Raw genomic sequence first — 12449 nt, 5'->3', positions numbered from 1 at the left:
ATTAGCATAAGGAATTAGCATAAGGAATTATTGTTCATAGAAAAATTAAAATTTTTTAAAATATAGATGTTATGGGCTTTAAAATTTTACCAATTTGTTCCAATTGTGGTTACAAAACAAAGTCAATAGCAATTGGCGGAGGAAGGTTAAGTCATCTTACTAATTTTGGCGCACCAGCTTTGAATACTGAATCTAACGAAATTGAGCAAATCAACCTATATGCTTATAAAAAAACTGTAATTGTTAAAAAGAAATTTCTGTACTTTTTTTCCAAAAGCAGTGCCATTGAAATTGAAACAATGGATGAAAAATATATTCCGTATTACGAGCCAAGTATGTTTACTGATGATTTGGAAATTGAAAATCATTATTGGGGTGGTAAATGTTTTAAAAAAAGTAAAAACTTCTGTCCAAAATGCAAATCATACAGTTTAGCTTTTATAGATGAAGGAATTTGGTTTGATTAATTAAAAACAACCCCAATCGATTACTATGATTTTACCAAATAAAAATTTCAAATATGAGATTCTCAAGAGGCTGATTGTTGTTTTTTCAAAGACTGAGGAAATGAGCAATTTTTTTTGCTCCTTTTTTGTTTAAATAGTTTAACAGTTATGTTTTAAAACAGCTATTTTTACCGTTAAGAAATTAAGGGAATTTAGACTCAATGAACCTTAATTTCTTAATGGTAAAAATAAAAGTGTTAATGGTGGAATTTAAAAGAAAACAACAAACGATGAATCTACTTCAAAACCAGTTTAGAGAAAAATTATTTTTTAGTGTTTTGCTACTATTGCCATTTTTCAGTGCTTTTGCGCAAGGAGAAAAAAAATCTAAAGAAACACAAGTAGTAAAAATAGATTCTTTGTACAGAGAAGATCAGTTTTATTTTGGGTTTACATACAATACGTTGAAACAAATGCCGGAAGCTGCCTCTCAGCAAAAATTCTCCATTGGGATTTCGGGCGGTTTTTTGAGAGATATGCCTATTAATAAAGACAGAACCGTAGCTTTTGCATCTGGTTTAGGACTTAGTTATAATAATTACAACCAAAATATCGGAATTAGCGGGACGGCTAAGGAAGCTGTTTATACTATTTTAGGTTCGTCTGCTTTTGATAAAAACAAATTCACACAGTTGTTGATTGATGTGCCAATCGAATTCAGATGGAGAACATCAACGTATGAGAGTTATAAGTTTTGGCGAATTTACGGCGGAATGAAATTGAGTTATTTGGCGTATAGTAAATCGGTTCTTGAAAACAGTGAAGACAGAGTAGTGATTACTAACAATGCCGATTTTAACAAATTCCTCTACGGATTGTACGTCTCAGCGGGCTATAATACCTTTAACGTGTATGCTTATTATGGTTTAAATCCTATTTTTAAATCGGCTAAAATTGACGGTCAAAAAATAGACATGAATGCAGTTACAGTAGGTGTTATTTTCTATATATTATAGCCATAGCCCAGCCATACAAATAATAAAAGAATTTGTGGAATACTGCCTAAAAGTACTCCAATAATTAACTCTTTGGGAGTATGAGCTTTCATGATTAATCTTGATGAGGCTACAAATCCATTCATTAAAACCAGAAAAATCATTAGAATAGTATTCGGAGTTTGGTGATGCAGGCTCAAACCGAATACAAAAAAAGTTAAGGCACTGATCCCCATCATGTGCAAGCTTGCTTTAATGTTAAAAAACAAAAGCGACAATGCTATCAGAGTACTGAATAAGGCGGCTAGCAGAAAAAAATGCAGTTCGGGATAAAGTTCCAGAGTGATGCTTTTTCGAACCAAAAGTATGATTAGAAAACATTGAATGATTAAAGGGAATTTTCGCTCTGATAATTCAGGAACCATAACCGAAGTGATTTTTCCGGTTAATCGCAACAGCAAAAAAAACAGCATTGGAATTACAAATGTGATGATGCTTACCTGAAGTAAAACCAAATATTTTTCTTTATTTATAAAATAAGAATGATTTGAAAAAAGATAAAAAAGGGTTGCATATATCGGTATAAATACCGGATGAAAAAGATAAGAGAAAAACGGAAGGATTCTTTTTGGCATTGTAAAATAACTTAGACTCACAAATATAACGAAACTTATAAAATGACATTGTCTATTGTGATTAGATTTATGCTGAGTCCCTTTTTTTAACGCACGCTGTATGGTTTCAATTTAAAAAGAAGTCTTATTTTTGATGAAGCATAGTTTGCCTTAATTTCTTTTCAATTCGATGAGTATAATAATAAAAAACAGTATTCCAATTCTGGATGCAAAATGGTTTGGAAACCATCCCGAAGCAATAATAGATAATATTTCGATTGATAGCCGCTCCTTGCAAAATAGCGAACATACACTGTTTTTTGCTTTGGTAGGGCCTAATAATGATGCGCATCATTATATCAAGGATTTAATTGCTATCGGGGTACAAAATTTTGTTGTGACTCATATTCCTGAAGAATGTAACGATCAGGCTAACTTTTTAGTGGTTAAAAATACGCTTGTTGCGCTTCAGCGATTTGCGGCATACTACCGCAGTCTTTTTCATTTTCCTATTATCGGTTTAACGGGTAGCAACGGAAAAACCATTGTCAAAGAATGGCTTAATTTTCTGTTGAGTCCGGATTATAATGTAATCCGAAGTCCTAAAAGTTACAATTCGCAAGTGGGCGTACCCTTGTCAGTAATTGCCATTAATGAAAAACACAATCTGGGGATTTTTGAAGCGGGTATTTCTACCGTTGCTGAAATGGATAAGTTAGAAAAAATAATCAAACCGACTCTTGGTGTTTTGACCAATATTGGTTCTTCCCACGACGAAGGTTTTGCCGATTTAGAAGAAAAAATCCAACAAAAAATGCTTTTGTTTCAAGATGCTGCCGTTTTGATTTATCAAAAAAACAGTCAGATTGAAAAGTATATAAGTCCTAATACAAAAGCATTTTCGTGGAGTTTTAAAGAAGAGAATGCCGATGTTTTTGTGTTTCACAAAGAGATTGGAAATCATGAAACCACATTGTCTTATAAATACAAAGACAACTCTTATCAGTTAAAGATCCCTTTTGTGGATAAGGCTTCTATAGAAAATGCCATTTCGAGTTTGATGGTGTTGTTGTATTTTGATTATGAAAGTGATGTTATCCAGTCGAGAATGGAAATGCTTTTTCCGGTCGAAATGCGTTTGGAAGTAAAAAACGGAATCAATAATTGCAGTATTATTGATGATAGTTACAGTTCGGATTTTCAGTCTTTGAAGATTGCCTTGGATGTTTTGGAAAGTCAGAATCAATTTCAAAAGAAGACGGTAATTCTTTCGGATATTTTTCAAAGTGGTTTTCCTAATGAACAATTGTATGCTAAGGTAGCCCAGTTGATTGTTTCCAATAAAATCAATCGCGTAATCGGAATTGGGGAAACTATTTCGGAGTTTAAAGAGCAATTTTCGAATTGTATTACGTTTAAAACTACGGCTGAGTTTATTTCGAATTTTGAAAAACTGGATTTTTCCAATGAAAGCATTTTGATAAAAGGAGCGCGTTCGTTTCAGTTTGAAGAAATCGTGACTTTGCTTGAAGAGAAAACCCATGAAACGGTTTTGGAAATCAACCTGAATGCGATTAGTTATAATCTGAATTTTTTTAAATCGAAGCTAAAACCTAAGGTGAAAATCATGGTGATGGTAAAGGCTTTTGGTTATGGAAACGGCGGACTCGAAATAGCCAAATTACTGGAACATCACAAAGTAGATTATCTGGGTGTGGCTTTTGCTGATGAGGGAATTTCGTTAAAAAACGGCGGAATCAAATTGCCTATTATGGTTTTGAATCCGGAGAGTACCAGTTTTTCGGCCATTATTCAGTACGGTTTAGAACCCGAAATTTACAGTTTGAAAGGCTTGCATGCTTTTCTTAAAATAGCAAAGCAAAAAAATCTGCATCATTTTCCTATCCATATCAAAGTGGATACCGGCATGCACCGTCTGGGATTTGAGGAAGATACGGTCGATGAGTTGATTGCAACTTTAAAAGGAAATTCGACCGTAAAAGTGCAAAGTATTTTGTCGCACATGGCTACCAGCGATGATCCCAATCATTATGAGTTTGCACAATCGCAAATACGTTTGTTTGACAGCCTGTCTTCAAAGATAATTTCCGAATTAGGAATAAATCCTATTCGTCATATTTTGAATACTTCGGGGATTAGTAATTTTCCTGACACACAATTTGATATGGTTCGTTTAGGAATCGGTTTGTACGGTGTTTCTAATGATGCCGAAGAGCAAAAACAGTTAGAAAATGTAGGGACTCTAAAATCTATTATTTCTCAGGTTAGAAATATTCCCGCCGGAGACAGTGTGGGTTATGGCCGGCGTTTTATGGCCGATAAACATACAAAGGTAGCTACGATTCCTATTGGTTATGCCGATGGAATTTCGCGCGCCTGGGGTAATGGTGTGGGTTTTGTAAATATCAAAGAACAAAAAGCAATTATTCTGGGCAGTGTTTGTATGGATATGCTGATGGTGGATGTAAGCAATATTGATTGTATCGAAGGCGATGAGGTAATTATCTTTGGTGAAAATCCTAGTGTTTCGTTCATAGCCGAAAAATTAAATACCATTCCGTATGAAATCTTAACGAGTATTTCTCAACGAGTTAAGCGCGTTTTTTATCGTTAAGAATATTTTTTTTGATTCTAATAATACTTTTTTGTCAAAAAAAATGTTAATTTAGAAATTCAAAAAAGAAGTTTAATCTTTTAAAAATATTAAAATATGGGATTTTTTAGCGATTTTAAGGCCTCTTTAATGAAAGGCGATGTGTTGAGTTTAGCTACTGCCGTAGTAATTGGTGGAGCTTTTGGTAAAATTGTGGGTTCGGCCGTTGATGATGTTATCATGCCAATCGTAGGTTTGCTAACCGGTGGAATCGATTTTACGACTAAGTTTATTTCTTTAGATGGAAATAGTTATGCCGATTTGGCTGCTGCCAAAACTGCAGGAGCTGCTGTGATTACTTATGGTAATTTGGTTCAGGCGATTATCAATTTCGTGATTATTTCATTTTTTATCTTTGTGGTTTTAAGAGCTGCCGAGAAAATGAAAAAGAAAGAAGAGGCTGCACCAGCTGCACCAGCCGGGCCAACTCAGGAAGAATTGCTTACTCAAATCAGAGACTTGTTGAAAAAGTAATACCGCTTCACTATATGTTCAACTAAACCATGCGCCGCGGCGCATGGTTTTTCTTTTATGTTATATTTGTAACTTTTTGTTACTTTTTGTGAACGCGCTTGTTTTCGTTTGAATATTAATTACTTTTGCAGTTCAAAATTTGAATTTTAATAAAATAAAGATATAGCATATGAAAATTGCAGTTGTAGGTGCAACCGGAATGGTTGGAGAAGTAATGTTACAAGTATTGGCAGAAAGAAATTTTGTTACTGCTAATGACGAATTAATTCTTGTAGCTTCTGAGCGTTCAGTAGGTAAAGAAATGGAATTTCAAGGGAAAACATATAAAGTGGTAGGATTAGCTACTGCTGTGGATATGAAACCGGAAATTGCTTTATTCTCTGCGGGTGGAGACACTTCATTAGAATGGGCACCAAAATTCGCTGCAGTAGGAACTACAGTGGTAGATAACTCTTCGGCTTGGAGAATGGATCCAACTAAAAAATTAGTTGTTCCTGAAATCAACGCGGGTGAATTGACTGCAGCAGACAAAATTATTGCTAACCCAAACTGTTCTACTATTCAGATGGTTTTGGCTTTAGCACCTTTGCATAAAAAATACAACATCAAGAGAGTTATCGTTTCTACTTACCAATCAATCACAGGAACTGGTGTAAAAGCGGTAAAACAATTAGAAAACGAATATGCAGGAATTGACGGAGATATGGCTTATAAATACCAAATTCACCGCAATGCGATTCCTCAATGTGATGTTTTTGAAGACAACGGATACACTAAAGAAGAGATGAAATTAGTTCGTGAGACTAAAAAAATCTTAAGTGATAATACTATTGCAGTTACCGCTACTGCTGTTCGTGTGCCTATCGTAGGTGGACACTCTGAGGCAATCAATGTAGAGTTCTCAAATGATTTTGACATCAACGAAGTAAGAAGCATTCTTGAAAGCACTGACGGAGTAGTGGTTCAGGACAACTTAAAAGAGTTTGAATACCCAATGCCACTTTTTGCTCAAGGTAAAAACGAAGTATTTGTTGGTCGTTTAAGAAGAGATGAGTCTCAACCGAATACTTTAAACATGTGGGTTGTTGCTGATAACTTAAGAAAAGGAGCTGCTACAAATACTATTCAAATTGCTGAATATTTAGTAGCTAACAAATTAGTTTAATACTAAATACTTTTTATAAACGGAAAGCTTCTCGATTGAGAAGCTTTTTTTATGGGTTAAATTGTTAATGTCAAAAGAAAGGATTAAGAGGTAATCAGAGTGCGCAATCTTGTCATTCCGAGGAACGAGGAATCTCATCTTTGTGGGCAAGGATTGCAAATCCGCGCTATCGGGATATAACTTAGTTTAATACTGGCGATACTTAAAAACAAAAAAAACTTCTGGAATAGAAGCTTTTTTTTCTCATTGTTGCGGGTACTGAATACTCCCGAAACTTCGGGACTACGCTAACTTTTGTGAATATCAGTGCGGTCGGGGTTTAAAAATAGTGATTCAATAAAATGCCTAATAAAATTATCGTAACTAATGGAAGAAAGATTAGAGTCATCCCAAAAATGTAATCTGTGAATGTCACTTTTCTGTTTTTTGGGTAACCTGAACCTAATACTTTTGATCCAATTTTTTCCCTATATGGTGAATATGGATATTTACCTATGAGAGGCATGAAAATAATCCGAAGTATTTCGTAATAAAAAACGTAGAGTAATGGTAGTAATCCAAAAACGAAATAAGAAAATTTTCTATCTCCTTTAGAAAATATTTCCAATACTATTCCAAAAATTAAACTTACAATTGATAATATTATTCTTTTCTTATACCTTTCTTTTAGTGTTGATCTGCTAATTGTCGCAACATATCCAGATATTAAAAGAAAAGGAATAATTAAAACATTCATTTGATTTAGATTATGTTGTTTTCTGATTTTGAGCTAAGATTAATGCAAACTGTAGTATTAAGTGTAGAAAAAATCACCGTAATATTTAAAATCAAATATATCAAAATATTTTTTACAAATTATTTTGAAAAGCTAATGTTTGTTTTACTCATTAGGATTTTTTATTTCCACCGCTTAACTTTGCAAATGATGAAAAGAAAACAGCTTCTATATAGTTTTACTCTGGCAGCGGCGGTATTGTTCTCGATACTGTTTCAGTCTTTTCACGGTTACGAGCATTTAGAAAAACAACTTTCGCATAAATTCTGTGTTCACAATCATACACAAAATAAAGCCGAACTGACCCACCAGCACAAGGTATTTGAACAATGTGCTGTTTGTCATTTTGAATTTGGGAGCAGTCTTTGTCCTAAATTTATAAGTTACCATTTCTTTTCTGATTTTAGGGCAATCCCTTTTTTCAGTAAAGAACAAAAAGAGATTATTTTTTTTCCGGGGAGTTTGTATGCACTCCGGGGGCCTCCTCAAAGTATTGTTTAATACTATTACTTTTAAAATTACCGCGAAAATCTTTTGTTTTCACCATTAAGAAATTAAGGGAGTTAAGATTTTATTCTTAATGAAACTTAAAAACTTAATGGTTTAGAATATTACAATGGTTTATGTTGTAATTAAAGTCAATTCTAATTTTACTTTCTCCTGTTTTAATTAAAACGGGATGAAATAAACAATACAATCATTTCATGAAAAAATATATAATTGCCCTATTCTTGGGTTTTTCGGCTATGCTGCAAGCTCAAAATGCAGTTTCAGGAACAGTAACTGATGTTTTAAATCAGCCTATAATTGGTGCTTCAGTTTATATTCCGGAATTGCACAAAGGAACAACTACTGATGCCGATGGGAAATTTGCTTTTAAAAATTTACCCAACGGAAGTTTTAGAATTGTTTTTTCGTATGTGGGTTTTAAGACCGTAAATCAATGGATAGAAAAACTCACTAAAAACACCGTTGTCAATATCCGCATGGAAAATGCGGTTCTTGAGATAGACGAGGTGATTGTTTCTACTCCTTTTAACAAAATGCAATCACAAAACGTAATGAAAGTGGAGCACGAAAGCATTGAAAGTTTACAACAAAAAGGAACTTCGACTTTAATAGAAGGACTGGCAACTATTCCCGGAGTTTCACAAATTGCTACAGGAACTTCAATAGGTAAACCTGTGATTCGTGGTTTGAGTGGAAACCGAGTTTTAGTGTATTCACAAGGCGTTCGTATCGAAAATCAGCAGTTTGGAGCAGAACATGGCTTGGGCTTAAATGATGCCGGAGTTGAAAGTGTTGAGGTTATCAAAGGTCCGGCTTCCTTATTGTATGGCTCGGATGCAATGGGAGGAGTTTTGTATTTTAATCCTGAAAAATTTGCCGACGCTCATACTTTTAAGGCTAATTTTAATCAAAAATATTTCAGCAATACGCTGGGAAGTAATGCTTCCATGGGAGTGAAAACATCAACGGATAATTGGAAGTTTTTAGCCAGAGGAACTTACAATACGCATTCGGATTATAAAATTGGACAAGGAGATAGAGTAACCAACAGCCGCTACAATGAAACCGATTTTAAAACCGGAATAGGATACAATAACAGCAAATTTTCTACTGTTGTCCGATACAATTTTAACAAACTGGATTTAGGTATTCCCGAAGAAGGTATTGCTGAGCAAACTTACAGTAAAGATCCTGAATCTCCTCGTCAGGAAGTTGATAATCATTTGTTGAGTTTGAATAGTGTGATTTATTTTGGTCATTCAAAATTAGATGTCGATTTAGGTTATATTTCTAATAATCGTATGGAATTTGAAGATGGCAATGAGGCTTCTTTGGATATGCTATTGAATACATACAATTATAATACTAAATACCATTTGCCTAAAATGGGGCAGTTTGAGGCTGTTTTAGGAGTTCAGGGAATGCACCAAACCAATAAAAATTCGGGTGAAGAATATTTGATTCCGGATGCGACTACGAATGATTTTGGTGTTTTTGGAACAGTGAATTACGAATGGGGAAAAAGTGTTTTGCAGGCAGGATTGCGTTTTGATAATCGTAATTTGAATTCCCTGGCACATGAAGCCGGAGAGGAAGAACATCATGAAGAAACTGAGGAAGAGCATGAAGAACACGAACATCATGGAGGAGATATTGATGCTTTGAGTCGATCTTTCAACAGTATTAATGCTTCATTAGGATACAAAACAAATCTTTCAGAAACCTTGGTGCTACGCATGAATGTAGCTTCGGGTTTCAGAGCTCCTAATTTGGCCGAGTTGACTTCTAATGGGGTGCATCATGGAACGAATCGTTACGAGATAGGAAATGCTAATTTGAAAACGGAACAAAATGTACAAACGGATATTAATTTAGAGTACGGAAATACACATTTTGAGTTTTTTGTAAACGGATTTTACAATCACATTAATAATTATATTTATACTTCGCCTACGGGTGAAATTATGGATGATAGTGATGTTTTTGCCTATGTTCAGGATAATGCCAGATTGTATGGAGGCGAAGTAGGATTGCATTTTCATCCGCATCCGTTGGATTGGTTGCATTACGAAACCAGTTTTGCATCGGTTACAGGAAAAAAAGATAAAGGCGATTATTTGCCATTAATTCCGGCTAACAATTGGAATAATACCATCAGAACCGAATTCAAAATTAAAAACTGGTTTGAAGAAGGATTTGCCAGTTTGAATGTTAATACTACTTTCAATCAAGACAATGTAAGCGGTTTTGAGACCAGTTCTAACGGCTATACTTTGGTGAATTTAGGTTTTGGAGGAAAAATAAAATGGGGAAAAACGGCGTTGAATGTTAGTTTAAACGGGAATAACTTATTTGATAAAAAATACATTGCCCATCTTTCCAGATTAAAAACCGATGGAATTCCTAATATTGGACGAAATATTGTCTTGGGAATGAATTTTAATTTGTAAAACGTTTTTTTACCGCAAAAAATATTTACCGCAAATTCGCAAATTAAAATTTTTAATCTGTGAATCTGCGGTATTTTTTATCCCTATTTTTGTCTAAATCAATAGTTCTATTACTATGCGAAAAACAATTATTATAACCACAATTATCAGTTCTGTAATGACATCATTTGCCCAAAAATCAAAGCCTATTCAATATCCTGAAACCAGAAAAGACAATACAATAGATGATTATTTTGGAACCAAAGTCAAAGATCCCTATCGCTGGCTTGAAGACGACCGTTCGGCTGAAACAACTCATTGGGTAATTGCCCAAAATAAAGTAACCAATGCCTATTTAGACCAAATTCCATTTCGAAATCAATTGAAAGAAAGACTGGAAAAATTGTGGAATTATGAAAAAATCAGTGAGCCTTTTATCGAAGGAGATTTTACTTATTATTTCAAAAATAACGGGCTGCAAAATCAATCGGTTTTATACCGAAAAGACAACGCAGGTAAAGAAACCGTTTTCTTAGATCCGAATACTTTTTCTAAAGAAGGAACGACTTCTTTGGGAGAATTTGCTTTTTCTAAAGATGGTAGAAAAGTAGCCTATTCCATTTCCGAAGGTGGCAGCGACTGGCGAAAGGTGATCATTTTAGATGCTTTGTCTATGCAGGTTTTAGGAGATACTCTGGTTGACGTTAAATTCAGCGGCTTGTCCTGGAATGGTAATGAAGGCTTTTATTATTCCAGTTATGAAAAGCCAAAAGGCAGCGAATTATCGGCTAAAACCGACCAACATAAATTGTACTTTCATAAACTGGGAACTGCTCAAAAAGAAGACAAGGTTATCTTTGGCGAAAGCCAAAAAAGAAGGTATGTAGGTGGAAGTGTTACCGAAGATAATCGGTTTTTGGTAATCACGGCGGCAACTTCGACTTATGGAAATGAATTATACATTCAGGATTTGTCAAATCCGGAAAACCCTATTGTAACTATTGTTGATAATTTTGACAGTGACCATACAATTATCGATAATGATGGAACGAAGTTATTGATTGTAACCGACAGGAATGCGCCCAACAAGCGAATTGTAACGGTAGATGTTACTAATCCAACACCCGAAAACTGGAAAGATTTAATTCCCGAAACGACTCAGGTTTTACAGCCAACAACTTGTAGTGGTTATATTTTTGCACATTATATGAAAGATGCGGTTTCTGTGGTAAAGCAATACGATTATTCAGGGAAATTTTTGCGTGAAATTGAGTTGTCAGGACCGGGGACAGCGGATGGTTTTAGTGGCAAGAAGAAAGACAAAATGGTGTATTATTCGTTTACCAATTATATTACTCCGGCAACTATTTTTGCATTAGAACCGAATTCCGGGAAATCAATGCTGTATCAAAAATCGAAAGCCCAATTTAAAACAGAAGATTATGAATCGAAACAAATATTCTACACTTCGAAAGACGGAACCCGGATTCCGATGCTGATTACCCATAAAAAAGGATTGAAACTTGATGGCAAAAATCCAACTATTTTATACGGTTACGGCGGATTCAATATTAGTTTAACGCCAAGTTTTAGTATTTCTAATGCGGTGTGGATGGAAAACGGAGGTGTTTTTGCAGTGCCTAATTTGCGTGGTGGTGGCGAATACGGTAAAGAATGGCACGATGCGGGAACACAAATGCGTAAGCAAAATGTGTTTGACGATTTTATAGCCGCAGCCGAATATTTGATTAAAGAAAAATATACTTCTTCTGATTTTTTGGCAATCAGGGGAGGCTCTAACGGAGGTTTGCTGGTAGGAGCTGTAATGACCCAACGTCCTGATTTGGCTAAGGTGGCTTTGCCGGCTGTGGGTGTGTTGGATATGTTGCGTTACCATACTTTTACCGCAGGTGCCGGTTGGGCTTACGATTACGGAACGGCTCAGGATAGCGCAGCAATGTTTGATTATCTCAAAGGCTATTCGCCTTTGCACAATATAAAAGAAGGAGTGCAATATCCCGCAACGCTTGTTACTACAGCTGATCATGACGATAGAGTAGTGCCGGCACATAGTTTTAAATTTGCTTCCGAATTGCAAGCCAAACAATCCGGAGAAAATCCTGTTTTAATCCGTATCGATGTAAAAGCCGGTCATGGTGCCGGAAAATCAGTCACAGCAACCATACAGGAAAATGTCGATATTCAGGCTTTTACTTTGTTTAATATGGGAATTACCCAATTACCGAAATAATATTTAGGAGCAGAATGAATTTGTCTTTTTACAAGCCGTCAGTCGGGAGATTGCTTTCAGCCAGTTCGGCTAAAGCCTCGAGTGGCGGTTTTTTTGTTCAAATTGCATGCTAAAAA

10 protein-coding genes are annotated in these 12449 nt (G+C 35.1%); 8 read left to right on the top strand and 2 right to left on the bottom strand.

Features of this window, described 5'->3' with window-relative positions:
- Positions 1 to 71 precede the first annotated feature (71 nt).
- Together BIW12_RS04930 and BIW12_RS04925 are read left to right on the top strand one after the other, a co-directional pair.
- Positions 72 to 467 carry a hypothetical protein gene (locus tag BIW12_RS04930; RefSeq protein ID WP_071184076.1) on the top strand — a complete coding sequence of 132 codons (396 nt, stop codon included), beginning with the start codon at positions 72 to 74 and terminating at the stop codon, positions 465 to 467.
- A 269-nt stretch (positions 468 to 736) separates the two neighbouring features.
- Positions 737 to 1462 (top strand): porin family protein, encoded by a 726-nt coding sequence (locus BIW12_RS04925; RefSeq protein ID WP_071186151.1) that lies wholly within the window; start codon positions 737 to 739, stop codon positions 1460 to 1462.
- On the opposite strand, the gene BIW12_RS04920 is transcribed toward BIW12_RS04925, so the two are convergent.
- Positions 1450 to 2076, bottom strand: a complete 627-nt coding sequence (locus tag BIW12_RS04920; RefSeq protein ID WP_071184075.1) for a hypothetical protein — start codon at positions 2074 to 2076, stop codon at positions 1450 to 1452. The two genes, BIW12_RS04925 and BIW12_RS04920, sit on opposite strands and share 13 nt — an antisense overlap.
- A gap of 169 nt (positions 2077 to 2245) precedes the next feature.
- Here BIW12_RS04920 and BIW12_RS04915 point away from each other — a divergent pair, with 169 nt between their 5' ends.
- From BIW12_RS04915 to BIW12_RS04905, 3 genes are all read left to right on the top strand, one after another.
- Positions 2246 to 4690 carry a bifunctional UDP-N-acetylmuramoyl-tripeptide:D-alanyl-D-alanine ligase/alanine racemase gene (locus tag BIW12_RS04915; RefSeq protein ID WP_071184074.1) on the top strand — a complete coding sequence of 815 codons (2445 nt, stop codon included), beginning with the start codon at positions 2246 to 2248 and terminating at the stop codon, positions 4688 to 4690.
- Between the two features lie 96 nt (positions 4691 to 4786).
- Complete coding sequence (gene mscL / locus BIW12_RS04910) at positions 4787 to 5203, top strand: large conductance mechanosensitive channel protein MscL (protein WP_071184073.1); 417 nt, start codon at positions 4787 to 4789, stop codon at positions 5201 to 5203.
- Between the two features lie 169 nt (positions 5204 to 5372).
- Positions 5373 to 6368: an aspartate-semialdehyde dehydrogenase gene (locus BIW12_RS04905; RefSeq protein WP_071184072.1), complete on the top strand. Its 996-nt coding sequence runs from the start codon at positions 5373 to 5375 to the stop codon at positions 6366 to 6368.
- Positions 6369 to 6687: 319 nt separating this feature from the next.
- On the opposite strand, the gene BIW12_RS16560 is transcribed toward BIW12_RS04905, so the two are convergent.
- Entirely contained in the window at positions 6688 to 7104 is a 417-nt protein-coding gene (locus tag BIW12_RS16560; protein ID WP_071184071.1) for a hypothetical protein, read from the bottom strand.
- Positions 7105 to 7290: 186 nt separating this feature from the next.
- Here BIW12_RS16560 and BIW12_RS04895 point away from each other — a divergent pair, with 186 nt between their 5' ends.
- The 3 genes from BIW12_RS04895 (at position 7291) to BIW12_RS04885 (ending at position 12333) form a co-directional block, all read left to right on the top strand.
- Entirely contained in the window at positions 7291 to 7644 is a 354-nt protein-coding gene (locus BIW12_RS04895; RefSeq protein ID WP_232227154.1) for a hypothetical protein, read from the top strand.
- Positions 7645 to 7847: 203 nt separating this feature from the next.
- Positions 7848 to 10103: a TonB-dependent receptor gene (locus BIW12_RS04890; RefSeq protein WP_071184070.1), complete on the top strand. Its 2256-nt coding sequence runs from the start codon at positions 7848 to 7850 to the stop codon at positions 10101 to 10103.
- Positions 10104 to 10218: 115 nt separating this feature from the next.
- A complete protein-coding gene (locus BIW12_RS04885; RefSeq protein ID WP_071184069.1) occupies positions 10219 to 12333 on the top strand; it encodes a prolyl oligopeptidase family serine peptidase in 2115 nt (704 codons plus the stop codon).
- Positions 12334 to 12449 lie beyond the last annotated feature (116 nt).

It is taken from the genome of Flavobacterium commune, assembly GCF_001857965.1.
Classification (GTDB): domain Bacteria; phylum Bacteroidota; class Bacteroidia; order Flavobacteriales; family Flavobacteriaceae; genus Flavobacterium; species Flavobacterium commune.
Note: the sequence above shows the minus strand (reverse complement) of the source record. Positions and strands in the feature narration are given on the sequence as shown.